The organism is Kitasatospora sp. NPDC127116 (genome assembly GCF_042677365.1).
GTDB classification, from domain to species: domain Bacteria; phylum Actinomycetota; class Actinomycetes; order Streptomycetales; family Streptomycetaceae; genus Kitasatospora; species Kitasatospora lactacystinica.
This window is the reverse complement of sequence record NZ_JBHXTL010000136.1, coordinates 1-25,391: the sequence shown is the minus strand read 5'-3', so window position 1 is coordinate 25,391 and position 25,391 is coordinate 1. Positions and strand designations below refer to the sequence as shown.

General features: G+C 72.2%; 19 protein-coding genes and 1 pseudogene. 16 read left to right on the top strand and 4 right to left on the bottom strand.

The features are described from left to right. Window positions 1-44: 44 nt before the first annotated feature. A complete protein-coding gene (locus ACFVHV_RS36235) occupies window positions 45-602 on the bottom strand; it encodes a GNAT family N-acetyltransferase (protein WP_380357171.1) in 558 nt (185 codons plus the stop codon). 265 nt (window positions 603-867) lie between these two features. Here ACFVHV_RS36235 and secA point away from each other — a divergent pair, with 265 nt between their 5' ends. Next, window positions 868-3,630, top strand: a complete 2,763-nt coding sequence (secA, locus tag ACFVHV_RS36230) for a preprotein translocase subunit SecA (protein WP_359908546.1) — start codon at window positions 868-870, stop codon at window positions 3,628-3,630. 101 nt (window positions 3,631-3,731) lie between these two features. On the opposite strand, the gene ACFVHV_RS36225 is transcribed toward secA, so the two are convergent. Further along, complete coding sequence (locus tag ACFVHV_RS36225; protein ID WP_380357168.1) at window positions 3,732-4,199, bottom strand: Rv3235 family protein; 468 nt, start codon at window positions 4,197-4,199, stop codon at window positions 3,732-3,734. A 334-nt stretch (window positions 4,200-4,533) separates the two neighbouring features. Between ACFVHV_RS36225 and ACFVHV_RS36220 the strand changes: the two genes are divergently transcribed. From ACFVHV_RS36220 to ACFVHV_RS36155, 14 genes are all read left to right on the top strand, one after another. Beyond that, window positions 4,534-5,667 carry a patatin-like phospholipase family protein gene (locus tag ACFVHV_RS36220; protein WP_359908541.1) on the top strand — a complete coding sequence of 378 codons (1,134 nt, stop codon included), beginning with the start codon at window positions 4,534-4,536 and terminating at the stop codon, window positions 5,665-5,667. 145 nt (window positions 5,668-5,812) lie between these two features. After that, window positions 5,813-6,322, top strand: coding sequence for a DUF6912 family protein (locus ACFVHV_RS36215; protein ID WP_359908538.1), 510 nt, complete (start codon window positions 5,813-5,815; stop codon window positions 6,320-6,322). A gap of 47 nt (window positions 6,323-6,369) precedes the next feature. Then, on the top strand, window positions 6,370-7,026 hold the full coding sequence (locus ACFVHV_RS36210; protein WP_359908535.1) for an HAD hydrolase-like protein: 657 nt from the start codon (window positions 6,370-6,372) through the stop codon (window positions 7,024-7,026). 253 nt (window positions 7,027-7,279) lie between these two features. Further along, window positions 7,280-8,905: an L-glutamate gamma-semialdehyde dehydrogenase gene (gene pruA / locus ACFVHV_RS36205; RefSeq protein ID WP_380357174.1), complete on the top strand. Its 1,626-nt coding sequence runs from the start codon at window positions 7,280-7,282 to the stop codon at window positions 8,903-8,905. Window positions 8,906-9,189: 284 nt separating this feature from the next. Beyond that, the gene (locus tag ACFVHV_RS36200) at window positions 9,190-14,136 is read left to right on the top strand and encodes an NAD-glutamate dehydrogenase (protein WP_380357164.1); all 4,947 of its coding nucleotides are present in this window, start codon (window positions 9,190-9,192) and stop codon (window positions 14,134-14,136) included. Window positions 14,137-14,556: 420 nt separating this feature from the next. Next, complete coding sequence (locus ACFVHV_RS36195) at window positions 14,557-15,843, top strand: ATP-binding protein (RefSeq protein ID WP_359908529.1); 1,287 nt, start codon at window positions 14,557-14,559, stop codon at window positions 15,841-15,843. Then, entirely contained in the window at window positions 15,840-16,241 is a 402-nt protein-coding gene (locus ACFVHV_RS36190) for a roadblock/LC7 domain-containing protein (RefSeq protein ID WP_359908526.1), read from the top strand. The genes ACFVHV_RS36195 and ACFVHV_RS36190 overlap by 4 nt, the downstream gene beginning before the upstream one ends. Next, a complete protein-coding gene (locus tag ACFVHV_RS36185; protein ID WP_359908523.1) occupies window positions 16,238-16,612 on the top strand; it encodes a DUF742 domain-containing protein in 375 nt (124 codons plus the stop codon). The genes ACFVHV_RS36190 and ACFVHV_RS36185 overlap by 4 nt, the downstream gene beginning before the upstream one ends. Further along, window positions 16,587-17,177, top strand: a complete 591-nt coding sequence (locus ACFVHV_RS36180; RefSeq protein ID WP_359908521.1) for an ATP/GTP-binding protein — start codon at window positions 16,587-16,589, stop codon at window positions 17,175-17,177. Before ACFVHV_RS36185 ends, ACFVHV_RS36180 begins: the two co-directional genes overlap by 26 nt. 74 nt (window positions 17,178-17,251) lie before the next feature. Then, window positions 17,252-18,631 (top strand): cytochrome P450, encoded by a 1,380-nt coding sequence (locus tag ACFVHV_RS36175; protein WP_359908518.1) that lies wholly within the window; start codon window positions 17,252-17,254, stop codon window positions 18,629-18,631. Between the two features lie 264 nt (window positions 18,632-18,895). Further along, a complete protein-coding gene (locus ACFVHV_RS36170; RefSeq protein WP_359908582.1) occupies window positions 18,896-20,167 on the top strand; it encodes a cytochrome P450 in 1,272 nt (423 codons plus the stop codon). Then, window positions 20,164-21,126: an enoyl-CoA hydratase-related protein gene (locus tag ACFVHV_RS36165; protein ID WP_380357161.1), complete on the top strand. Its 963-nt coding sequence runs from the start codon at window positions 20,164-20,166 to the stop codon at window positions 21,124-21,126. The genes ACFVHV_RS36170 and ACFVHV_RS36165 overlap by 4 nt, the downstream gene beginning before the upstream one ends. 121 nt (window positions 21,127-21,247) lie before the next feature. After that, the gene (locus tag ACFVHV_RS36160) at window positions 21,248-22,072 is read left to right on the top strand and encodes a hypothetical protein (RefSeq protein WP_380357159.1); all 825 of its coding nucleotides are present in this window, start codon (window positions 21,248-21,250) and stop codon (window positions 22,070-22,072) included. 71 nt (window positions 22,073-22,143) lie between these two features. Further along, window positions 22,144-22,977 carry a hypothetical protein gene (locus tag ACFVHV_RS36155; RefSeq protein WP_380357156.1) on the top strand — a complete coding sequence of 278 codons (834 nt, stop codon included), beginning with the start codon at window positions 22,144-22,146 and terminating at the stop codon, window positions 22,975-22,977. Window positions 22,978-23,249: 272 nt separating this feature from the next. Here ACFVHV_RS36155 and ACFVHV_RS36150 read toward each other — a convergent pair whose 3' ends face one another. Together ACFVHV_RS36150 and ACFVHV_RS36145 are read right to left on the bottom strand one after the other, a co-directional pair. Beyond that, entirely contained in the window at window positions 23,250-23,675 is a 426-nt protein-coding gene (locus ACFVHV_RS36150) for a hypothetical protein (RefSeq protein WP_380357153.1), read from the bottom strand. A gap of 689 nt (window positions 23,676-24,364) precedes the next feature. Continuing rightward, a pseudogene (locus tag ACFVHV_RS36145) lies at window positions 24,365-24,988 on the bottom strand (XRE family transcriptional regulator); the annotation flags it as partial. Between the two features lie 65 nt (window positions 24,989-25,053). On the opposite strand from ACFVHV_RS36145, the gene ACFVHV_RS36140 reads away from it, so the two are divergent. Further along, window positions 25,054-25,293 (top strand): hypothetical protein, encoded by a 240-nt coding sequence (locus ACFVHV_RS36140; RefSeq protein WP_380357151.1) that lies wholly within the window; start codon window positions 25,054-25,056, stop codon window positions 25,291-25,293. Window positions 25,294-25,391 lie beyond the last annotated feature (98 nt).

Here is a 25,391-nt window from a genome sequence, read left to right as displayed (position 1 = left end):
GCCCGGGCCCGCGGGCCTCGCGGGCCCGGGCCGGCGCCGAGGCCTCAGGCCAGGTCGGAGGGCAGCAGGGAGGCGATCCAGGCGTCGTGGAAGACGCCGCGCTGCTCGGCGTACGAGCGCAGGGTGCCCTCGAAGCGGTAGCCGGCCTTCGCGGCGACCGCGCGGGAGCCCTCGTTGCCGACGTAGGCCTGCCACTCCAGGCGGCGCAGGCCGAGCTCGCGCAGGCCGAAGAGGGAGACGGCGCGGGCGGCCTCGGTGGTGTAGCCGCGGCCGCGGAACTCCTTCACCGCCCACCAGCCGATCTCGGCGGAGCCCGGGTCGTGGGCGCGCAGGACGAGCCCCTGGGACCCGACCAGGGCGCCGGACTCGCGCTCGAACACGCACCAGATCCGGTTCGCTCCGGTGCGCCAGCCCTCGATGGCGAGATCGCGCACGAAGAACTCCGCGTCCTCGCGCCGGTACGGAGACGGAACGACGGTCCAGCGCTGGATCTCCGGATCCTGGCACGCCGCGAAGACGGCGTCGACGTCGGATTCCTGCGGGGCCCGCAGGACGAGCCGCTCGGTGGTCAGGACGACCGGTTCGGTGCTGGTTTCTTCCATGAACGGATTATTTCGCCGGGTGAGGCGGCCGGGCATCCGAATATCCCGCCGGTCCGCCCGCCCGCCAGGAGGCCGATTCCAGGGCTCGCCGACCGTTTTGCCCCGGTGGGCGGTGCTATCGGGCCATGTGCCCGCGGGGGTGACACGGGAATACCGTGCTGACGCACCTCCCGGGGGGTTGGACTCCTCGCATACGATGGCCCGTGCGGTGGGGTGACCCGCCGTGCAGTCGTCCAGTGCCAATACAGGCAAGGAGCCCGCTCACGTGTCCGTCTTCGACAAGATCCTGCGCGCCGGCGAGGGCAAGATCCTTCGCAAGCTGCAGCGGATTGCTGCCCAGGTCAACTCCATCGAAGAGGACTTCGTCAACCTCACCGACGCCGAGCTGCGCGCACTGACCGACGAGTACAAGCAGCGGCTCGTCGACGGCGAGAGCCTGGACGACATCCTCCCCGAGGCGTTCGCCACCGTCCGCGAGGCCGCCAAGCGCGTGCTCGGCCAGCGGCACTACGACGTCCAGCTGATGGGCGGCGCCGCCCTGCACTACGGGTACGTCGCCGAGATGCGCACCGGTGAGGGCAAGACCCTCGTCGGCACCCTGCCCGCGTACCTGAACGCGCTGACCGGCAAGGGCGTCCACCTGATCACGGTCAACGACTACCTCGCCGAGCGCGACTCGGAGTGGATGGGGCGGGTGCACCGCTTCCTCGGCCTCGAGGTCGGCGTGATCCTGGGCAGCATGACGCCCGTCGAGCGCAAGCGCCAGTACGGGATGGACATCACGTACGGCACGAACAACGAGTTCGGCTTCGACTACCTGCGCGACAACATGGCCTGGTCGCAGGACGAACTCGTCCAGCGCGGCCACTACTTCGCGGTCGTCGACGAGGTCGACTCGATCCTGATCGACGAGGCCCGCACCCCGCTGATCATCTCCGGCCCGGCCGACCAGGCGACCAAGTGGTACGCCGACTTCGCCAAGCTGGTGCAGCGCCTGAAGGTCGACCGCGACTACGAGGTCGACGAGAAGAAGCGCACCGTCGGCATCCTGGAGGAGGGTGTCAGCCGGGTCGAGGACTACCTGGGCATCGACAACCTCTACGAGTCGGTGAACACCCCGCTGGTCGGCTTCCTGAACAACGCCATCAAGGCGAAGGAGCTGTACAAGCGGGACAAGGACTACGTCGTGATGAACGGCGAGGTCATGATCGTCGACGAGCACACCGGCCGCATCCTGGCCGGCCGCCGCTACAACGAGGGCATGCACCAGGCGATCGAGGCCAAGGAGGGGGTGGAGGTCCAGAACGAGAACCAGACCCTGGCCACCATCACCCTGCAGAACTTCTTCCGCCTGTACGACAAGCTCGCGGGCATGACCGGTACCGGCACCACCGAGGCCGCCGAGTTCCACCAGATCTACAAGCTCGGCGTGGTGCCGATCCCGACCAACAAGACGCCGCTGCGCATCGACCAGCCCGACCTGATCTACAAGTCGGAGCCGGCCAAGTTCGCCGCCGTGGTCGAGGACATCGCCGAGAAGCACGAGAAGGGCCAGCCGGTGCTGGTCGGCACCGTGTCGGTCGAGAAGTCCGAGTACCTGTCGCAGGAGCTGCGCAAGCGCGGCATCCCGCACGAGGTGCTGAACGCCAAGCACCACGAGCGCGAGGCGCAGATCGTCGCGCAGGCCGGCCGCAAGGGCGCCGTCACCGTCGCCACCAACATGGCCGGCCGTGGTACCGACATCATGCTCGGCGGCAACTCCGACCACCTCGCGGCGGCCGAGCTGGCGCAGCGCGGGCTGACCCCGACGGACACCCCGGAGGAGTACGAGGCCGCGTTCCCGGCCGCGCTGGAGAAGGCCAAGGCCTCGGTCAAGGCCGAGCAGGACGAGGTCAAGGAGGCCGGTGGCCTCTACGTCCTCGGCACCGAGCGGCACGAGTCCCGCCGGATCGACAACCAGCTGCGCGGCCGCTCCGGCCGTCAGGGCGACCCGGGCGAGTCCCGCTTCTACCTGTCGCTGGGCGACGACCTGATGCGCCTGTTCAAGGCCGGCATGGTCGAGCGCGTGCTCTCGATGGCCAACGTCCCGGAGGACGTGCCGATCGAGTCCAAGATGGTCACCCGCGCCATCGCCTCCGCGCAGACCCAGGTCGAGCAGCAGAACTTCGAGATCCGCAAGAACGTCCTCAAGTACGACGAGGTGCTCAACCGCCAGCGCGAGGTCATCTACGGCGAGCGCCGCCGGGTGCTGGAGGGCGAGGACCTCCAGGAGCAGGTCGGCCACTTCATGGACGACACCGTCGAGGCGTACGTCCGGGCGGCCACCGGTGAGGGCTTCGAGGACGACTGGGACCTGGAGAAGCTCTGGACCGCGCTCAAGCAGCTCTACCCGGTCACCCTGGACCTGGAGGAGCTGGAGGAGGAGGCCGGCGGCCAGGCCGGTCTGACCCCCGAGTTCCTGATCAAGTCCATCCAGGAGGACATCCAGGGCCAGTACGGCGCCCGCGAGGACCAGCTGGGCGCTGAGATCATGCGCGAGCTGGAGCGCCGGGTCGTGCTGTCGGTGCTGGACCGCCGCTGGCGCGAGCACCTCTACGAGATGGACTACCTCCAGGAGGGCATCGGCCTGCGGGCCATGGCGCAGCGCGACCCGCTGATCGAGTACCAGCGCGAGGGCTTCGACATGTTCACCGCGATGATGGAGGGCATCAAGGAGGAGTCCGTCGGCTACCTGTTCAACCTGGAGGTCCAGGTCGAGCAGCAGGTCGAGGAGGTCCCGGTCGAGGACGCCCAGGTGGTGCTCGACAAGCTGGAGAAGGACGCCGCCCGCCCGGAGATCAAGGCCAAGGGCCTGGAGGCCCCGAAGCCGCAGCGGCTGCACTACACGGCCCCCTCGGACGAGGTCGGCGGCGGTGTCATCGAGGGCGACTTCGAGGACCTCGCGCCGGAGGACGAGGGCGACGGGCTGACCCGCGCCGAGCGCCGCAAGGCCGCGAAGTCGGCCAAGGGCCGTCGCCGCAAGGGCTGAGCCGGCCGCCGGACACCAGCCAGGACGCCACGCAGGGCGCCGTTCCCGGACCGGGACGGCGCCCTGCGCCGTCGTGTACCGCCGGGGGTGCGGCGGGGCGCTCACCGGGCCTCCACGGCGGTGCACTGCCACTGCCCGGCCGGGCCGCGCTGCTCCAGCCGGAAGGCCACCACGTGGTGGCGCCGGCCGAGGTCGACCCGCACGCAGGCCTCGACCGCGTCCGGGGCGGGCGAGCGGTCGTGCACCGGGCCGAGCCGGGGCCGGTCGGCGGGGCCGCCGCGGCGCAGCGCTCCGGCCCGTACCAGCGAGGCGAGCTGTCCGTAGCCGGCCAGGCTGGTGTGCCGCATCAGCTGGCCGGAGGGCCGGGCGCCGGTGAGCACCTCGACCAGCCGGTGGGCGAACCGGGCGGCCAGCGCCCCGGAGTCGGGCCCGGGGGAGTCGGGTCCGGGGGAGGCGGGGCAGGCGGCGCGCGGGTGGCGCGGCCGGCGGCCGGCCGGGTCGCAGCCGCCGGCGTCGCGCGGACGGCGGTCCGGGTGGGCGGTGGGACGGGCGGTGAACCGGACGGTCACGGGGTGGCTCCTCGGCTGGGTGGTGCGGGTACGGACGGGTCCAGGCTGGAGGCGTCCGGCGCGGGGCGGCAACGGGTTTCCTGAGTGCCGGGGGCAGGCGCTGGAGTTCACCTATCCGGGGGAACCGGCCAGTGCGGCGACGGGCCGGACGGGCCGGTCGGCGGCGCCCGGTTGACGTGCGGGGACGGACCGTACGGCCCGAAAGGGGACGCTCCGACTGGGCGGACCGGGTGGCGGCGCGCGGCCGCCGCGTTGCGCCGTACCGGCCCGGAGCGCACCATCGGACCCTGACCGGGAGCGGACGGCCGGGCTCCCACGACGAGGGGCGGCCGGTATGGCGACACGGGTGGCGGCGGCGTCGGCCGCGGGCACCGCTCGGCCCGCCGCGGGCGGTCCCCGGCGCGGCCTGGTGCTGGGCGGCGGCGGGATGCTCGGCGCGGCGTGGACGGTCGGTGCGCTGTGCGCCGTCGAGGAGGCCACCGGGCGGCAGCCGGGCGAGGCCGACGTCCTGCTCGGCACCTCGGCGGGCGCGATCCTCGCCGCGATGCTGGCCGGCGGCGTCCGCCCCGAGCACCTGCGCGACCACCAGCGCGGCCTGCCGATCACCGAGGGCCCGCTGGCCGGGGTGGACTTCGACTACGACACCGCCGTCGGCGGTGCGCTGCCGCCCCGCCCGCGGGTCGGCATCGGCTCGCCGGGGCTGCTGCGCGACGCCGTCCGGCATCCGCGCGAGTACCCGCTGCTGACCATGGTCTCGGCGCTCGCACCGCACGGCCGGGGCTCGCTGGCGCCGGTCGGCGAGCTGGTGCGAGGCCTGCTCGGCGACACCGGACCGCTCGGCGGCGGTGGACCGGCCGGCGACGACGGCCGGCCGGAGCCCGGCGGCGGGGGATCGCCGCTGCGGGTGGTGGCCGTGGACTACCGCAGCGGCCGCCGGGTCGTCTTCGGCGACCCGGGCGCCCCGGCCGTCCCGGTGCCCGACGCCGTGATGGCCTCCTGCGCGATCCCCGGCTGGTTCGTGCCGGTGCGGCTGGACGGCTCGGCGTACGTGGACGGCGGCTGCTGGTCCGCCACCAACGCCGACCTGATGCTCGGCCGGGGGCTGGACGAGGTGTACGTGCTCGCCCCGATGGCGCTGCGGCTGGACCCCCGGCCGGGGCGGGCCGGGCGGCGGGGCGGGCTCGCGTCCGGCCGCGACACCCTGGCCGCCCTGCGCGAGTGGCGCGCCCGGGAACGCCCCCGCGGCGTGCTCGCCCAGCTGGTGAGCCGCTACCGCCACGCCGTCACCCGGCAGCTGCTGCGCGAGGCCGCGCTGCTGCGGGCCGAGGGCGTCCGGGTGCTGCTGCTCGCGCCGACCCCGGCGGACCTCGCGGCGATGGGCCCGAACATGATGGACCCGGCTCGCCGCGGCGCGGTCCTGGAGAGCGCCCTGCGCACCGGCCGGGAGGCGCTGCGGCCCCGGCGGTGAGGGCCCGGCCGGGATGGGAGGCGATCACGGGCCGTCCGGCGGCGCCTATTCTTGGGGCGCTGGAGTCTTGGGGCGCCGGAGGATCGGTGCCGCTGGACGAACCCCGCTGGACGAACCCTGCTGGACGAACCGGAGAGTGCCACCGATGCGCGTGTACGTGCCCACCACCCTGACCGGCCTGGCGGCGGCGCGCGAGGGCGGCGCCCTGGACCAGTCCGCCGCGTACGCCGTGACGCCCGCGCTGCGCGAGTGGTACGTCAGCGACGACCTGGAGGAGCTGGAGTACGCGGCGCTGAACCGGGCCGCGCAGTCCTCGCTGCGGCTGCTGGCCGCCGACCCGCAGGCCCCGTGCCGCCGGGTGGTGGTGGCGCTGGACGTGGCCGACGCGTCGGTGCGGCCCTTCCCCGGGGACGAGTACCAGGACCAGGCCTCGCTCGGCCGGGTGGTTCTGGCCGGCCCGGTGCGGCTGGCCAAGGCGGCCGCGGTGCACGCCGACGTGGCCGACGACGAGGTGGTCACGGACGTGGCGGCGGCGGTGGCGGCGGTGGCCGCGGCCGACGCGGGCGACCAGGACGCCCAGTTCACCGTGGACGGCGCGGAGGACCACGACCTGCTCTGGTACGCGACCCAGGAGATCCCCGCCCTGCTCGCGTGAGGTCCGTCCTACCGGCGCGTCACCCGGTCGGGTTACCGTTTCACCCTGTGCGCACTCACATCGTTTGGGACTGGAACGGCACGCTCTTCCACGACATGGAGGCGGTGCTCGGGGCGAGCAATGCCGCGTTCGCGACCGTCGGCATCGAGCCGATGAGCCTCCAGGAGTACCGCGAGCAGTACGAGATCCCGATCCCCCGCTTCTACCAGCGCCTGCTCGGCCGGATGCCCTCCGCGCAGGAGTGGCTGAGTCTCGACGACGCGTTCCACGACCGCTACCGGGAGCTCAGTGCCTCCTGCGGGCTGACCGAGGGCGTGCGCGAGCTGATGGACGGCTGGCGGGCGGCCGGGAACAGCCAGTCGCTGCTGTCGATGTACGAGCACGACGCGCTGCTCCCGCTGGTCGACACCTTCGGCCTGACCGGCGGCTTCCTGCGGGTGGACGGCCGCAGCGGCCCGTCCGGCGGCCAGAAGGCGGAGCACCTGACCCGGCACCTGGCCGCGCTCGGCGAGCGGGTGGACCCGGCCCGTACGGTGCTGATCGGCGACGCCGCGGACGACGCCGTGGCGGCGCTCGGCGCGGGCGCCCACGCGGTGCTCTACACCGGCGGTTCGCACACCCGGGAGAAGCTGGAGCCGGTCGGCGTCCCGGTGGTGGACAGTCTGGCCGAGGCGGTCGAGCTGGCCGGCCGGATCGCGGGCTGAACGCCGGGCCCTGCCGTCCCCGGCCGGACCGCGGGCCCTCCCGCAGTCCCGGGCCGGACCGCGGGCCCTGCCGCCGTCCCGTCCCGGACCGCGGGCCCTGCCGCCGTCCCGTCCCGGACCGCGGGCCCCGGGAAGCGGGCGGACGTGGCGGGCGCCACGTCCGCCGTCCGCGTGTCTGAACGGGCGGATCGCGCCCCGGCTGGTCAGGCTGGTGTCACACCCGACCAGCCGCCAGGACGGAGCCACCATGCCCATCGACGCAGTCACCGAGGTCCCGGTGCCGGTCAACGAGCCGGTGCACGCGTACGCGCCCGGCAGCCCGGAGCGGGGCCGGCTGGTCCGGCGGCTGGACGAGCTGGCCGCCGAGCAGGTCCCGCTGCCGATGGTCATCGGCGGCGAGCAGCGCTTCGGCGGCGGCGAGCGGATCGAGGTCGTCCAGCCGCACCACCACGCCGCCAAGCTGGGCGTGCTCGGCAACGCCACCCGGGAGGACGCCCGGGCGGCGGTGGACGCGGCGCTGGCCGCCGGGCGGCAGTGGCGCTCGCTCTCCTTCGACGACCGCGCGGCGGTCTTCCTGCGCGCCGCCGACCTGCTCGCCGGCCCCTGGCGGGAGACGCTCAACGCGGCCACCATGCTCGGCCAGTCCAAGACCGCTCAGCAGGCGGAGATCGACTCCGCCTGCGAGCTGATCGACTTCTGGCGGTTCAACGTCCACTTCGCCCGGCAGATCCTGGCCGACCAGCCGGCCTCCTCGCCCGGCGTGTGGAACCGCACCGACCACCGCCCGCTGGAAGGTTTCGTCTACGCGGTCACCCCGTTCAACTTCACCGCGATCGCCGGCAACCTGCCCACCGCCCCGGCGCTGCTGGGCAACACCGTGGTCTGGAAGCCCGCGCCGACCCAGACCCTGGCCGCCCACCACCTGATGCGGCTGCTGGAGGCGGCCGGCCTGCCGCCCGGGGTGATCAACCTGGTGACCGGCGACGGCCTCCAGGTCTCCCCGGTGGCGCTGGCCGACCCGGCGCTCGCCGGGCTGCACTTCACCGGCTCCACCGCCACCTTCCAGTACCTGTGGCAGACCATCGGCGCCAACATCGGCGGCTACCGCACGTACCCGAGGATCGTCGGCGAGACCGGCGGCAAGGACTTCCTGCTGGCCCACCGCTCGGCCGACCCGGAGATCCTCAGGACCGCGCTGATCCGCGGCGCCTTCGAGTACCAGGGCCAGAAGTGCTCGGCGCTCTCCCGCGCCTACCTGCCGCGCAGCCTCTGGCAGCGGATCAAGGACGACTTCCTGGCCGAGGTGGACGCGCTCGCGGTGGGCGACGTGACCGACCTGTCCAATTTCATGGGCGCCCTCATCGACCGGCGCGCCTTCGAGCGGAACCGGGACGCCATCGACCGGGCGAAGGCCGATCCGACGATCGAACTGGCGGCCGGCGGACAGTACGACGACGCGATCGGATGGTTCGTCCGGCCGACCGTGCTGGTCTCCTCCGACCACCGGGGCGAGATCTTCCGGACCGAGTACTTCGGCCCGATCCTCGCCGTCCACGTCTACGAGGACTCCCGCTGGGACGACGTGCTCCGCCGGGTCGACGAGGGCGCCCCGTACGGCCTGACCGGCTCGGTGATCGCGCAGGATCGTTACGCCATCGCCCAGGCCGTCGAGGAGCTGCGCTTCACGGCCGGGAACTTCTACATCAACGACAAGCCGACCGGGGCCGTCGTCGGCCAGCAGCCCTTCGGCGGCGGCCGGGCCTCCGGCACCAACGACAAGGCGGGCGCCGCGCAGAACCTGCTCCGCTGGACCTCCGCACGGTCGATCAAGGAGTCCTTCGTCCCGCCGACGCACCACGGCTACCCGCACATGGGCTGAGAGTGAACACCGGACTCCGGTTTGGACATGCTGTCCAGGACGGACCCGACTTCCTGCGGGTTTGCGCCTACCTGTCCCTGTCCACCTTCGATTGATCCGGTTAGGCTGGCTGGCGTCGTCGGGTGGCTGCAGGACGAATGAGTCGTCCTACCCGCTGGGAGGACGTTTCATGCGCGCCATGAGCCCCTTTCAGTCGGATGGTGCGGCAGGATTGCGGTGACCCGTCGGTGTACATCCACACACCACCGAGTCACGCAACGGCGCGCGACAGGAGCCAAGAAGTCATGCAGACCAAGCTGGACGCAGCCAAGGCCGAACTGCTCAAGAAGGCAGCCGCAGCCGCTGAGAACAGCCAGGTGGGGGGAGCGGCGCCGGGGGAAGGTCTGAGCAATGGCGCTCTGACCGCGTACCTGCACCACTACTACCTCCACACCGCGCCCGAGGACCTGGTCGACCGCGACCCGGTCGACGTCTACGGCGCGGCCGCCTCCCACTACCGGCTGGGCCTCAAGCGCCCGCAGGGCACCGCCGAGGTGCGGGTCCACACCCCCTCGGTCGAGGAGAACGGCTGGTCCTGCGGCCACACCGTGGTCGAGGTCGTCACCGACGACATGCCCTTCCTGGTCGACTCCGTCACCAACGAGCTGTCCCGCCAGGACCGCGCGATCCACATCGTGATCCACCCCCAGCTGGTCGTCCGCCGTGACATCACCGGCAAGCTGCTGGAGATCCTGGACGTCGACGCCTGCTCCCGCAGCCAGGCCGCCGGCACCGACTGGCCGGCCGACGCGACCGTCGAGTCGTGGATGCACATCGAGGTCGACCGCGAGACCGACCGCGAGGACCTGCGCTCCATCGAGGCCGACCTGCGCCGCGTGCTCGGCGACGTCCGCGAGGTCGTCGAGGACTGGGGCAAGATGCGCGAGAGCGCGCTGCGCCTGGCCGACGAGCTGGCCGAGGAGCCCCCGGCCGGCCTGCCCGAGCAGGAGGTCGGCGAGGCCTGGGAGCTGATGCGCTGGCTCGCCGACGACCACTTCACCTTCCTCGGCTACCGCGAGTACGACCTGGTCGAGCACGAGGGCGAGGAGGTCCTCAAGGCCGTCGCCGGGACCGGCCTCGGCATCCTGCGCGCCGACCCGCACAGCCACGACGACGCCCACCACGCGGTCAGCGAGGCCTTCGGCCGGCTCTCCGCGCCGGTGCGCGCCAAGGCCCACGAGAAGAAGCTCCTCGTCCTGACCAAGGCCAACAGCCGGGCCACCGTGCACCGCCCGTCCTACCTGGACTACGTCGGCGTGAAGAAGTTCAACGCCGCCGGCGAGCCGATCGGCGAGCGCCGCTTCCTCGGCCTGTTCTCCTCCGCCGCCTACACCGAGTCGGTCACCCGCATCCCGGTCGTGCGCCGCAAGGTCCAGGAGGTGCTGGAGGAGTCCGGCTTCTCCAGCGAGAGCCACGACGGCCGCGACCTGCTCCAGATCATGGAGACCTTCCCGCGGGACGAGATCTTCCAGACCCCGGCCTCCGAGCTGCTCTCCATCGCGACGAGCGTGCTCTACCTCCAGGAGCGCCGCAAGCTGCGGCTGTTCCTGCGCCAGGACGAGTACGGGCGCTACTTCTCGGCGTTCATCTACCTGCCGCGCGACCGCTACACCACGCGCATCCGGCTGCTGATCACCGACATCCTCAAGGAGGAGCTGAACGGCGCCACCATCGACTACACGGTGTACGCCACCGAGTCGGTGCTGACCCGCCTGCACTTCGTGGTCCGGGTCGCCCCGGGCACCGAGCTGCCGCACCTCTCCGACACGGACATCGAGCGGATCGAGAACCGGCTGGCCGAGGCCGCGCGGTTCTGGATGGACGGCTTCCACGACCAGCTGCACACCGAGCTGGGCGAGGAGAAGGCGGCCGAACTCGGCCACAAGTACGCCAACGCCTTCCCCGACGGCTACCGCGCCGACTTCCCGCCGCGCACCGCCGTCGCCGACATCAAGCAGATCGAGTCGCTGCACGGCGAGGGCGACTTCCGCCTCAACCTGTACCAGCCGGTCGGCGCCGGCGACGACGAGCGCCGCTTCAAGATCTACCGGGTCGGCGGCCCGATCTCGCTCACCGAGGTCCTGCCGGTGCTCCAGCGCCTGGGCGTCGAGGTGCTGGACGAGCACCCGTACGCGCTGCGCCGCTCCGACGGCACCACCGCGTGGGTCTACGACTTCGGCCTGAAGCTGCGCGAGGCCACCGAGCTCACCGACGAGGCCCGCGAGCGCTTCCAGGAGACCTTCGCCGCCACCTGGACCGGCAAGGCCGAGAACGACGGCTTCAACGAGCTGGTGCTGACCGCCGGGCTGACCTGGCGCCAGGCGATGATGCTGCGCACGTACGCCAAGTACCTGCGCCAGGCGGGCTCCACGTTCTCCCAGGACTACATGGAGGACGCGCTCCGCAACAACACCCACACCACCCGCCTGCTGGTCAACCTGTTCGAGGCCCGGCTGAGCCCGAGCCACCGTTCGGGCGCCCTGGAACTGACCGAGGGCATCCTGGAGGAGCTGTCCGGCGCCCTCGACGAGGTCGTCTCGCTGGACGAGGACCGCATCCTGCGCTCCTTCCTGAACCTCATCAGGGCCACCCTGCGGACCAACTTCTTCCAGCGCACCGCCTCCGGCGAGTGGCACTCCTACGTGTCGATGAAGTTCGACCCGAAGGCCATCCCGGACCTGCCGGCCCCGCGTCCGGCGTTCGAGATCTGGGTCTACTCGCCGCAGGTCGAGGGCGTCCACCTGCGCTTCGGCAAGGTCGCCCGCGGCGGCCTGCGCTGGTCCGACCGGCGCGAGGACTTCCGCACCGAGATCCTGGGCCTGGTCAAGGCTCAGATGGTCAAGAACACCGTCATCGTCCCGGTCGGCGCCAAGGGCGGCTTCGTCGCCAAGCAGCTGCCGGACCCGACGGTCGACCGCGACGCCTGGCTGGCCGAGGGCGTCTCCTCGTACAAGACCTTCATCTCGGCGCTGCTCGACATCACCGACAACCTGGTCGGCGGCGAGGTCGTGCACCCGGCCGACGTGGTCCGCCACGACGAGGACGACACCTACCTGGTCGTCGCCGCCGACAAGGGCACCGCGACCTTCTCGGACATCGCCAACGGCGTCGCCGAGTCCTACGGCTTCTGGCTGGGCGACGCGTTCGCCTCCGGCGGCTCGGCCGGCTACGACCACAAGGGCATGGGCATCACCGCCCGCGGCGCCTGGGAGTCGGTCAAGCGCAACTTCCGCGAGCTCGGCGTCGACACCCAGACCGAGGACTTCACCGTCATCGGCATCGGCGACATGTCCGGCGACGTCTTCGGCAACGGCATGCTGCTCAGCGAGCACATCCGCCTGGTCGCCGCCTTCGACCACCGCCACATCTTCCTGGACCCGAACCCGGACGCGGCCTCCTCGTACGCCGAGCGCCGCCGGCTGTTCGAGCTGCCGCGCAGCTCCTGGGACGACTACGACAAGTCGCTGATCTCGGCCGGCGGCGGGGTGTACCCCCGGTCGGCCAAGGCGATCCAGCTGACCCCGCAGGTCCGGGCCGCGCTCGGCGTCGAGGCGGCCAAGCTGACCCCGGCCGAGCTGATGCGGGCGGTCCTCCAGGCCCCGGTCGACCTGTTCTGGAACGGCGGCATCGGCACCTACGTCAAGGCGTCCAGCGAGACCAACGCCGAGGTCGGCGACAAGTCCAACGACGCCATCCGGGTCAACGGCGAGCAGGTCCGCGCCCGGGTCATCGGCGAGGGCGGCAACCTCGGCTGCACCCAGCTCGGCCGCATCGAGTACGCGGCCACCGGCGGCCCGGAGGGCACCGGCGGCTGGATCGACACCGACGCGATCGACAACTCCGCCGGTGTGGACACCTCGGACCACGAGGTCAACATCAAGATCCTGCTCAACCAGGTCGTCGCCGAGGGCGACATGACGGTCAAGCAGCGCAACGTCCTGCTGGCCGAGATGACCGGCGAGGTCGGCCACCTGGTGCTGCGCAACAACTACGCGCAGAACGTCGTGCTGGCCAACGCCGTCGCCCAGGCGCACAGCATGGTCAACGTGCACGCCCGGATGATCAGCCGCTTCGAGTCGGCCGGCCAGCTGGACCGCGGCCTGGAGTTCCTGCCCACCGAGCGCCAGATCCGTGAGCGCCAGCAGAACGGCCGCGGCCTCTCGCAGCCCGAGATGTCCGTCCTGCTCGCGTACACCAAGATCATCCTGGCCGAGGAGCTGCTGGCCACCGAGCTGCCGGACGACCCGTTCTTCCGCAGCGCGCTGCACGAGTACTTCCCGAGCGCGCTGCGGGCGAAGTTCGCCGACGCGATCGACAACCACGCGCTGCGCCGCGAGATCATCACCACGCTGATCGTCAACGACACGATCAACCGCGGTGGCTGCACCTTCGCCTTCCGCCTGAAGGAGGAGACCGGCGCGACCTACGAGGAGATCGCCCGGACGCACACCGCCGCGCGGGCCGTCTTCGACCTGGAGCCGATCTGGGCCGAGATCGAGGACCTGGACAACAAGGTCCCGGCCCGGGTGCAGACCAAGATGCGCCTGCACTCGCGGCGCCTGGTCGAGCGCGCCACCCGGTGGATGCTCAACAACCGCCGCCAGCCGCTCGACATCGCCGGCACCATCGAGTTCTTCCACGACCGCGTCAACCAGGTCTGGGCCTCGCTGCCCAAGCCGCTGCGCGGCGAGGACCTGACCTGGTTCGAGTCCGTGTACGGCGAGCTCGCCGCGGCCGGGGTGCCGGAGGAGCTGGCCACCCGGATCGCCGGCCTCTCCTCGGTCTTCCCGACCCTGGACGTCGCCGAGGTCGCGGACCGCTCCGGCAAGGACGTCGCCGAGGTCGCCGACCTCTACTACGACCTGGGCGACCGGCTCCAGATCTCGCACCTGCTCGACCGCATCATCGAGCTGCCCCGCACCGACCGCTGGTCGTCGATGGCCCGGGCCGCGATCCGCGAGGACCTCTTCGCGGCGCACGCGGCGCTGACCGCCGACGTCCTGGCCTGCGGCGCCGAGGGCGCCACCCCGGAGGAGCGGTACACCGCCTGGGCCGAGCTCAACTCGACCCTGCTGAACCGCGCCAAGAGCACCCTCGACGACATAAGGGGTTCGGACAACTACGAGCTGTCCAGCCTCTCGGTCGCGATGCGCGTCATCCGCACCCTGCTGCGCACCGGTTCGATGCGCTGACGGACGGCTGCACCGGAGGGGCCCGCGTCCACGGACGCGGGCCCCTTCCGCATGCGCGGCCGCCGTGTCCGGAGGGCCGTCGATTCCGGGGCGTGACGGCGCAATCACCCTGCGCGCGAATCGAAGTGTGGTCGGGACGTGTCCCTGTGGTTAACGCGGCGTCACGAATGCCGTCATTTCTTGTCAGAGTTCCCAGCAAGTCGTGGAATTTCGCCCCAACTGCCCTTTTTGGTATCTGTTCTGACATGGCATGAGTTGCAGTAGGCTGACTCCGCGATAGGCGTCGCCGCAGGTCTCGTGCCGGAATGCACTTCGATGTGATGTGACATCAGGTGCCTTTCGGGGAGGTTCGGGCCGCCAGTCCCATTCGCGTTTCGGGGCCCGGACCGGCTCCACGCGATGCCACCTGAAGAGAGTTTCATGACGTCATTTGTGCAGGAACCCTTTTTCTGGGTCTTCATCGTGGTGATGCTCGCAGCCGTCGGAGCGGCCCTCCAGGCCCGCAGGACGAACCTCGCCCTGCGGCGGCGCAACGCCTCCCTGGAGGAGACGAGCGCCCTGGCACAGCGCCGGAGCGACGAGCTCGCCGCGCTGCACGACCACCTGCAGGGCCAGCACGCGTCCGAGCTGACCGCCGTCCGCCGGGACGCCGAGGAGGACACCAAGGCCGTCCTCAAGTCGGCGATGCGGACGCTCCAGGGCCTGGCCGACGAGCAGCAGGTCGTCATCGACAAGGTGCAGCGGAAGTACGGCGACAGCCCGCAGATCCTCGCCGACCTGATGACGATCGACCACACGAACAGCCAGTTCGGCCGGCGCGCCCAGGGCATCGCGGTGCTCTGCGGCGGCTGGCTGGGCCGCCGCGAGAGCGTCGCCTCGGTCTACGACGTGGTCCGCAGCGCCCAGGGCCGGATCCGGCACTTCGACCGGGTGCGGATCCACTCCCGGGTCAGCGTCTCGCTCGCCAGCAAGGTCGTCGAGCCGGTCGCCGTGGTGCTGTCCGAGCTGCTCGCCAACGCGACCAACTACTCCGCCCCGGACACCCCGGTGGAGGTCAGCGTCCAGGCCGTCCCCACCGGCGTCTGCCTGATCATCGACGACGCCGGCCTCGGCATGGGCCAGGAGGAGAAGGACCGCGCGGCACTGCTCCTCAACCCGGGCGCGCCGATCGGCCTCACCAGCCTGGGCAACCCCCCGAAGTTCGGCTTCGCCGTCTCCGGCATGCTGGCCGCCCGCTACGGCTTCCGGGTCTCCGTCGACTCGGTCTCCCCGTACGGGGGTGTGCGCGCCGTGGTGCTGCTGCCCGCCGAGCTGCTCAGCAGCGAGGTCGCGGCCCCGCCCGTCGCCGAGCACACCGACTACACCGACTACCAGGCCCAGGCCGCGCCGGTGGAGCAGCCCGCGCAGTCCTGGGCGCCGGGAGCCGGCCAGCGGCTGGTGTCGCTCTCCGAGCCGGCGGCGCCCCTGGCCCCGGTGCCGGCGCCGTACGCGGCGACGGCGGGACCGGAGACCACCGCGGACGGACTGCTGCCCCGGCGCCGCCGCCAGCGCCCCGTGTCGGTCGTCCCCAACCCGCTGGACCCCGGTCGGGCCGAGGAGCCGGTGCGGAGCACCGGCCAGCACACGCCGTCCCGCCTCGGCGCGTTCCAGCGCGGCACGCTGTCCGGGCGCAACACCATGACCACGGAAGGAACCGAGATCCAGTGAGCCGTGATCTTTCCTGGGTGCTCAACGACGTACTCCAGGTACCCGGCGCCCGGCACGCCATCCTCGTCTCCGCCGACGGCCTCCTGCTCGAACGCTCCAGCGAGATCGGACGCGACGAGGCGGAGACCAACGCCGCCGCGATGAGCTCGATGCAGTCGCTGAGCCGCGCGGTCGCCCCGTTCGTCGGCGGAGGCGGCGGGCTCTGGCGCCAGACCCTGCTGGAGTACGACCACGGCTGGATCTTCCTGATCGCGGCCGGCAGCGGCGCGTACCTGGCCGCCTCCACCGCCCCCGACGTCGACATGGAGGCGATGTCCTTCCGGATGCAGCAGCAGGTGGGCGCGCTCGGACGGGCGATGTCGGCGGCGCCGCGCCAGAGCACGCTCAGCGGCTCATGACGGCCGGCGGCGAGGAACAGCGGGTCACCGGCGGCTTCATCCGCTCCTACGTCATCACCGGTGGACGCGAATTACCGAATGCGGACGACCTGTCTCTGATCACCTTGGTCACCGTCGCGCCCGAGCAGGACCTCCCCGCCCTGCCGAGCCCCGAAACCCGGGCGATCTGGGAGCTGTGCTCCGGCGGCTACCTCTCGGTGGCCGAGGTCGCGGCCCGGCTGGAGCTGCCGGTCGGGGTCGTGAGGCTGCTGCTGACGGACCTGATCCGGGAGGGACGGCTGCTGCGCCGGTCGGCCCCGCCCCCGGCCCAGGCCCCGGACCCGAGACTTCTAGAGAAGGTACTGCATGGACTTCAACGCCGGTTCGCCTGAGGACATCTACGTCCCCGGCGCGGTGACGACCGCTGTCAAGATCCTGGTCGTGGGGCACTTCGCGGTCGGCAAGACCACGCTCATCGGGGCGCTGTCGGAGATCGCCCCGCTGAGCACCGAGGAGAGCATGACGCAGGCGTCCATCCGCGTCGACGACCTCCGTGGCGTACCGGACAAGAAGACCACGACCGTCGCCCTGGACTTCGGCCGGCTGACCCTCGGCGACGACCTGGTGCTGTACCTGTTCGGCACGCCGGGACAGCAGCGGTTCATGCAGCTCTGGGAGGACATGGCGCGGGGGGCGCTGGGCGCCCTGCTGCTGGCCGACCCGACCCGCCTCGCGGACACCTTCCCCGTCATCGACCTGATCGAGCAGTACGGCCTGGAGTACGCGGTGGCGGTCAACAGCTTCGACCGGCAGAGCGACTACACCGAGGACCAGCTCCGCGAGGCGCTCGACCTGCTGCCGCACACGCCGGTGGTGTTCTGCGACGCGCGGGACCAGCGGTCCTCGGCCGACGCCCTGCTGACGCTCGTCCGGCACCTGCTCGAACGCGCCTCCTGACCTCCCCCACGCCTCCCTTCCCTCACGTCTCCCGGGTCCGCACCCGCCCGGGGCCACCCCCCAAGGAACGACCCATGGAATCTCTGCAGCGACCCGTCCCGCAGTCGCCTCCGCCGGGCTGCCCGATGCACGTCGGCGTGAGCACGCCGCTCTACGGGGAGATGTTCTCGGCCGACCCCGACGCGGTCTACGACAAGCTGCGCGCCCACGGTCCCGCCGCGCCGGTGGAGTTGGCCCCCGGGGTGGACGCCACCCTGGTCACCTCGCACGAGGCCGCCCTGCGGGTGCTGCAGAACCCGGGGATGTTCGCCCGGGACTCGCGGCGCTGGGCGGCGCTCAACGAGGGCCGGGTGCCGATGGACAGCCCCGTCCTGCCGATGATGTTCTACCGGCCCAACTGCCTCTTCACGGACGGCGCCGAGCACCTACGGCTGCGCAAGGCCGTCACCGAGAGCCTGGACCGGCTCAACGACAACCGGCTCAACCGGCACGTCGAGCGGATCGCCGGCTACCTGATCGACCAGTTCAGCGCGCTGGGCCGGGCCGACCTGCTGAACGACTACGCCAAGCTGCTGCCGCTGCTGCTGTTCAACCAGCTGTTCGGCTGCCCGGCCGACATCGGCGACCGGCTGACCCGCAGCATGTCCGCGCTCTTCGACGGCCTCGACGTGATCCAGGCCAACGAGGAGCTGACCTCCTGCCTGATGGACCTGGTCGCGCTGAAGCGCCGCCAGCCGGGCGACGACATCACCTCCTGGCTCATCCAGCACCCGGCCGGCCTGCGGGACGAGGAGCTCAAGGACCAGCTGGTCATGCTGATGGGCGCCGGCGTCGAGCCCGAGCGCAACCTGATCGGCAACGCGCTGCTCCTGCTGCTGTCCGGCGAGGGCGGCTCCGGACTGCGCATCGAGGACGCCCTCGACGACGTGCTGTGGAACAACCCGCCGATCGCCAACTACGCGACGCACTACCCGATGCAGGACCTCAATCTGGGCGGCGTCCCGATGGACGCCGGCAGCCCGGTGGTGATCAGCTTCGCCGCCGCCAACAGCGACCCCGCGCTCACTGACGCCCGGCTGACCCTCAGCAAGGGGGCCCACCTGGCCTGGGGCGCCGGCCCGCACGCCTGCCCGGCCAAGTCCCCGGCCCAGCTGATCGCCCTGAGCGCCATCGAGTGCCTGCTCAACGCGCTCCCGGACGTCACGCTCGCGGTTCCCGCGGAGCGCGTGGAGTGGCGGCCGGGCCCGTTCCAGCGCGGCCTGGTCTCGCTGCCGGTGCGGTTCAGTCCGGTGGCCGCCCGCACCGCGCGGCCGGTCGCGGACCCCGCCCCGGCCCCCTCGCCGGCCGGCTCCGAGCAGGCGCAGGCGTACCCGCAGCCCACCGCCGCCGCGCCCGCCCGGGCGCCGCAGAAGAAGGGCTGGTGGAGCTCCTTCCTGGACGTCTTCCGGGTCTGAAATCCGGGTCCGGTCCCGGGCCCGATTTCGGGTCTGATCCCGGGCCCGATCCGGGGCCCGATTCAGGGCCCCGGGCGTCCGGGGCCCCGGGGATCCCGGTCCGACGCGCCGCCGGAAGCCGCCCGGTCACCGCGAGGTGAACGGCGTGCGACGGCGGTGCAGTACGTGACGTGGGCAACACGGATCGACGCTTGAGCGCGCTGTTGCTGGGTAGTACGCCGCCGTACTGCCCGCCCGCGTGTTGAAGGAGCCCGTGTGACCGCCATGTTGGAAGCCCGCCCCGCGGAGTCGGAGCACCCTGACGGCAGGGTCGACCGCCGTGCCGCCGTCCCGCTGCTGCGGAGGCTGCGGTCGGCCGAGGGGCTCGCCGATCCGAGCCCGGTCTACGACGGGCTGCGGGCGCTCGGGGACCTCGTCCCGGCGCCCTGGGGCGGCTACCTGGTCACCGGCTACGAGGCGTGCGACCAGGTCCTGCGCGGCAGGACCTGGCTCGTCCCCGACTTCGCCTGGCAGGAGCGGCAGACCGGGACGGAGCGCTGGGAGGCCGTCGCCACCCAGGAGATGAGCCGCACCCTCTCCCGGCTCAACGCCCCCGAGCACACCCGGCAGCGGCGCAGCCTCGGGAGCCTCTTCGACCGGAACACGCTGCGGGACATGGCGCCGGAGATCGAGGCCGACGTCACGGGGCTGCTCGACCGCCTGGCCGAGCGAATACGGACGGACGGCGAGGCGGACTTCGCCACCGTGGTCGGCGAGCAGCTGCCGATCGGCACCGTCGGTCGCTGGCTGGGCATCGCGCCCGCGGACTACCCGCACATCCTGACGATGACCCACAACCAGGTGCACGCCCAGGAACTGCTGCCCACCAAGAGCCAGCTGGCGGTCTCCGAGCAGGCCACCATGGACCTGCGCGAGTACTTCACCCGCCTCGTCCGGGAACGCCGCGAGAACGACGGCGACGACGTGATCGCCGGCTGGATCCGCACCTGGGACGGGCTGGAGTCCGACCGCGAGGCCACCGACCGGATGGTCTACCAGCTCACCATGTTCGTCACCATCGCCTCGCTGGAGACCACGGCGACGCTGCTCTCCTCGCTGGTGTGGCAGCTGCTGCAGTCGCCGGGCCGGTGGGAGTGGCTGCGGGAGCGGCCCGAGCACATCGACGAGGCGATCGACGAGGCGCTGCGCTACGACCCGCCGATCCGCGTCAACAGCCGCGTCGCGGGCGAGGACACCGTGCTGGCCGGGACGTTCCTCCCCAAGGACACCATGGTCCACGTGATGTACGGCGCGGCCAACCGCGATCCGCGCCGCAACCCGGACCCGCACACCTTCGACCCGCTCCGCCGGGGCACCCACCTCACCTTCGGCGGCGGCGCCCACTACTGCCTCGGCGCGGGCCTGGCCCGGCTGGAGGCGCGCGCCCTGCTCGGCCAGCTGCTGGAGCGCTTCCCGACGCTGCGGGCGGTGAGCCCGCCGGAGCACGCGCCCCGGATGGTCTTCCACCGGGTGACGTCCCTGAGAGTGGCCGCATGAACGTCTCCTCGCAGGCTCCCCAGTACCACCCGTACGCGATGCGGCCCCCGTACCCGGCGAACCCCCCGGCGCCCACCGGCTGGTACGCCCAGCCCGAGCCGGCCTCCGCTTTGGCACCCGAGCCGGCACCCGCTTTGGGCCCCGCTTCGGCACCCGAGCCGGCCTCCGAGCCGGCACCCGGGCCCGCGCCGGTCCGTACGGTCCGTTCCGAGCTCCGGGGAGCGGTGCTCCACGTCGAGCTGGACAGCCCGGAGACCGGGAACGCCGTCACCTCCGCCATGCTGGACGAACTCCTCGCCCTCCTCGCCGTGCCCGACCCGGCCGTGCGGGTGATCGTGCTGTCCGCTGCGGGCCGGGACTTCTGCCTCGGCGGCGACCGCGAGGAACTCTTCGCGGGCCTGGACGAGGACCCGACCGGCGGCCGGATACGCAGCTACGGGGACAGGGCGCGCAGGGTCTGCGACGCCCTCACCAACAGCCCCGCCGTGACCGTCGCACGGGTCCAGGGCCGGGCGACCGGCGCTGGCTTCGCCCTGGCGCTCGCCTGTGACCTGCGGGTCGGCGCCGACAACGCCGTCTTCCGGCTGCCCGAGCTGGCCCTGGGCCTGCCCGTCGCCTGGGGCGGGCTGCTGCCCCGCCTGCTCCACGAGGTCGGCGCGGCCCGGGTCCGGGAGATCATCCTCACCGGCCGGCCGGTCGGCGCGGTGGAGGCACGGGAGCTCGCCATCCTGCAGCGGGTCGTCCCCGAGCAGGACCTGGACGGGGCGGTGGACGAGTGGGCCAGGCCCGTCACGCGCCGCCCCGAGGCCGCCCTGCGGGTCACCAAGACGCTGCTCGCCTCGCACGCGTCGGCCACCCGGCTGGCCGACGCCTCCGTGCTCGACTCCGAGCTGATGGCCTCGGTCCTCGCCGCCGCCCACTACACCCGCGGCCTCGCCGCCCGGCCCCCGGTCGACTGACCGGCACGCGCGAAGGGGGCCCGCGTCCTCGGACGGGGGCCCCTTCCCCACGGGTGGAAATCGATTGTGGATCGTGCCCGCACGTTCGCTACCGTGTGCGATCGACGAAGGGGGGATCACCGTGGGGACGATCCGCAACACCCGTGCGGCGGTGGCCGTACTGACGATGGCTCTGGTCGTGGCCGGGGCGGCGGCCTGCGAGGGCGGCGGGGGCGGCGGGGGCGGCGCGGGGAAGGCCGGTGCGAGCGCGGCGGCCGCCACGCCGCCGCAGCCGTTCGGCGCGAACGGCTACCGGGGACTGCAGCTGTCGATGACCAAGGACGAGGTGCTCGCCGCCGGGGCCCTGGAGCCGTCGCCGGTCTCGGTGCTGAACGGCTGCACCGACTACGCGTACAAGGGCGGCCCGGCGCCGGATCCGGTCCGGATGGCGAACGAGGCGGAGGTCCACGCGAAGGCCGGCAAGGCGCTGGCCAGGATGGACGAGATGAGGGCGAAGCGGAAGACGCTCCCGCCGCTGGCGGCCGGGGCCTCGCTGAAGGAACTGCAGGAGCACAGCGCGCGCCTCCAGGAGCAGCTCCAGCAGGATGCCGCCGACCAGAAGGAGTTCGCCGAGCTCCAGAAGGACCTGGACCTCGTCACGCCCGCCCGCAAGGCCCGGGACGAGGCCCTCAGGGCCACCGGCCGGGTCAACTTCGGCACCGAGGGCCTGCGCCAGGTGGTGGCGCCCGCGGACGCCCGCACCGCCGAGGGCGTCGGCGCGGGTTCGACGGAGGAGGAGCTCAAGCGCGCCTACGAGGGCAAGGAGCTCAAGCCGACCAAGGGCGGCACGTACGAACTCCCGGCCGAGAGCGGCAGCGGCGGCCCGGACTGGTTCTACGAGTTCACCGTGGCCGACGGCAAGGTCGCCGGGCTCGCCCTGGTGAAGCACAACACCTACTGCGCCTGAGAAACCGGTTGTGGATCGTGGCCGCACTCTCGGTACGGTGACCCTTGAAAGATCACGTGGGGGTTTGTGACATGGGGAAGAACCGGGCCACGGTCCGCGCGGTGGGCGTGGGCATCTCGGTAGTACTGCTGGCCGCCTCAGCGACGGCCTGTTCGTCCGACGACAAGAAGGACTCGGCGAAGGCCGAGGGCGCCGCTGCGGCACCCTCGGCGGCGCCGACGACGAAGGGCCCGGAGGCCTTCGCGGCGGCTGGGTACCAGGGGCTCAAGCCGGGCATGGCCAAGGAGGCCGGGCTGGCCACCGGCGCCCTGGAGCCGTCACCGGTCTCGCTGCTCGGCGGCTGCACGGACTTCGTCTACAAGGGCGGCCCGGCACCGGACCAGGCCCGGATGGCCGCCGAGGCGGCCACCGAGGCCCGCTACAAGGACCTCAGCGCCAAGGCCGACGCGGCCAGCGGCAAGGCGCCCGCCCCGGCGGGCACCCTGCCGCCGAACGCCTCTGCCAAGGACGCGGCGGCCGCCGCCGCGGGCTCGGCCGCCGGGGCCAAGGACTCGGCCGCCGCCGCCAAGCTGATCGCCGACTCGACGATGGCCCTGGTCGACCTGAGGGTGGCACAGGAGGCCAAGGACAAGGCGTACCTGACCACCGGCCGGGTCTCCTTCGCGGAGGCGGGCCTGCGCGAGCTGGCCGCCCCGGCGGAGGCGAAGACGGCCGAGGGCATCGGCGCCGGCTCCACCCTGGAGGCGCTCCAGCAGGCGTACGGCGCCAAGGGCCTCCAGCAGGACAAGAGTGGCAAGTACGTGCTGCCGGTCGAGGGCCAGCAGGGCTGGCAGTACGAGTTCACCGTGGATGGCGCGAAGGTCGCCGGGATGGCCGTGGTGAACCGCGACATCAAGTGCGCCTGACGGCCTGACCGGCCTGACCGTCCTGACCGGCTGACGAGGGCCCTGACGAACCACCGGGTTCGTCGGGGCCTTTGCCGTACTCCGGTGGGAACCCGGCGGCCCGTGCGGACAGGTGGGAGCGTGCAACCGTCACAGCGGGCCCGATGGAGGAGCGGCGACCGACGGGCGTTCGGGGAGCTGTTCGCCGGCCCCGGCCCCGGCGCCCGCCCGTAGCGGGACCGCAACCGGGGGAGGGGCCGTGGAGCGCTGAACCGGCGCAGGGCGTGCGGCGGTCAGCCGCTGCCCGCCGCGATGAGCGGTTCGTGCCGCCCGCGCAGGGCCGAGCGGGCCCGGGCGACGCCGCCGGGGGTGGCGGGGGCTCCCGTGCCGACGGCGACGGTTCTCGCGCCGAGGCCCGCGCAGGCGCGGCAGATTCCCGGCCGGGGCACCGGATCGTGGCAGCGGCCGCACTCGGTGTACGGCGTCGGCGGGGGCGCTTCGGGGCGTTCCGGCGGCAGCTTGCGCCGCAGCCGGTCCCGGAGGATCGCCGTGGGGGAGTGCATCGGCTGGGGCAGCCCGGGGAGCAGGGCGTGGGCCAACCCGGCTTCGTCGCAGCCTCGTTCCAGCCACTGCGCGACGAGCGGAGCCAGCGTTCGCGCCTCGGCCTCGCCGAGGCGCAGACGGGGTTCGGGCCGGATCACCCGGAACAGCGTGGCCACGGCAGCCCGCGTCCGTTCATCCGGGAGGGTGGGTTCTTGCCCCGGGTCCTTTACGGGAGGGGTGACAGTGATGCCGGTCCCTCGACCACCGGAGGCCGGGCGGGGGACAGCCGGTTCGGGCTGCGGGGTGTCGAAGACATGGGCCTCGGACCGGACCGTTCCGTCGGCCATCCGGACCCTGTCGACCCGGTAGTACCCGGCGTCCTTCAGTTCTTTGAGCGCCCGTCGGACGGCACCCCGCCCCTGCGGACTGCTGTCCGCCATCTGCCGCCCGTCCTCCCGCCAACCGTCCGGACGGGAGAGGAGGTCGGCGAGGAGGCCCCGGGCGGTGTAACTCAGCCGCCGGTCCTGCAACAGGCCGTTCGGAAGCACGGTGAATGCGCGCACGTGCGCGCTACGATGAATCTGCATCTGGAGTCCTGCTCCTGGTGCCCGACCCCGGGGTGTGTCACCACCGCCGGGGTCTCCTATGTTCTGTTGATGATGCGGAAAGTAGCACAACGACTACACGGAGTGCGAGTCATTCGTGTGAGGCCCGGGCCCCGCAGCAAGTACGCCCCCCACCCTTGCGTGGGAAGTCGGCCCCGCCGACTTCCCACGCATCCCGTCCCACCCGGCGGCCTTTTTCCGTCCTGTCCGTCTCGGGTGTGGTCGGTGCGGGGCTCGCTGCGCCAGTGCGGTGAGGCGTGCTACGCCTCCGGCGGCATGCTGTAGCGGCTCAACACGCCGTCGGCCGTGGACTTGTCCAGTAGGCGCAGTTCCCAGGGCCCGGTGTTGATGTCGAACTCCTTGCCGAAGCCGACCCACTTGCCTGCCATCCGGCGCCCGGTCGGATCGACCAGCAGCTGAAGGGCGCCGTGGTACCTGGCTCCCTGGTAGTAGCCGTCCTGTGCGGTCTGTTCCACCCATGAGCCCGTCACGACGTTCCGATCGACGGTGAGATCGAACGACAGCGGTGAGTCGGGATTGGACGACGCGCCGGGGAGCGACCGGCCGGTGATCCGGTTCCCGCGCTGGGACAGGATGACGTGGTGCAGGCCGGTGAACGTGTTCTCCCGGCTGCTGCTGAAGAACTCGTAATGGCTGATCCAGATCCCCGAGTAGTCCTCACCCGCGGGAGCGGGTGCGGCCTGCACGGGCAGATCCGGTTCATCGCTGGTCATGTCATGGCCTCCCGTACCGTCCATGCTGACCCTCGACGGTAGCTGTGGTGATTCGAAGCCGAGGCGGTCCACGGAAAGTTTGGTGACAGCCTCAAGGGCTCGAACGTACACCGGGCGGGGGGACCTGACCTCCCCCGACTCCCAGCGACGTCCCGGCCTCCCTCACGGACACCGAACTCGCCGTCGTCGACCTCTTCCTGACCGCGATCGACGCCATGGGCGGCATCCGACCCGGCCACCACCACGGCCTCCACCGCTGGTTCACCACCGGCAACCTCACCGCCGCCTACCTCTCCCTCGCCGCCGCTCGACCCCTCCCCCGCACCGGCAACCCCACCCTGTACTGGACCACCCTCGTCACCGCCGGCGAACTCCTCACCAGCACCCCCAACCCCGACACCCGCCTCAAATACGCCGTCACCCACTGCCGCACCCAAGCCACCACCCGCCCCTAAGCGCAGGAAGTCGGCCAGGCCGACTTCCTGCGTCGGGAGGACAAGATGGCCGCTCGGCGGTCCGCAGCTTGCTTCGGCGGCCCCGGCCACTTCTGGCC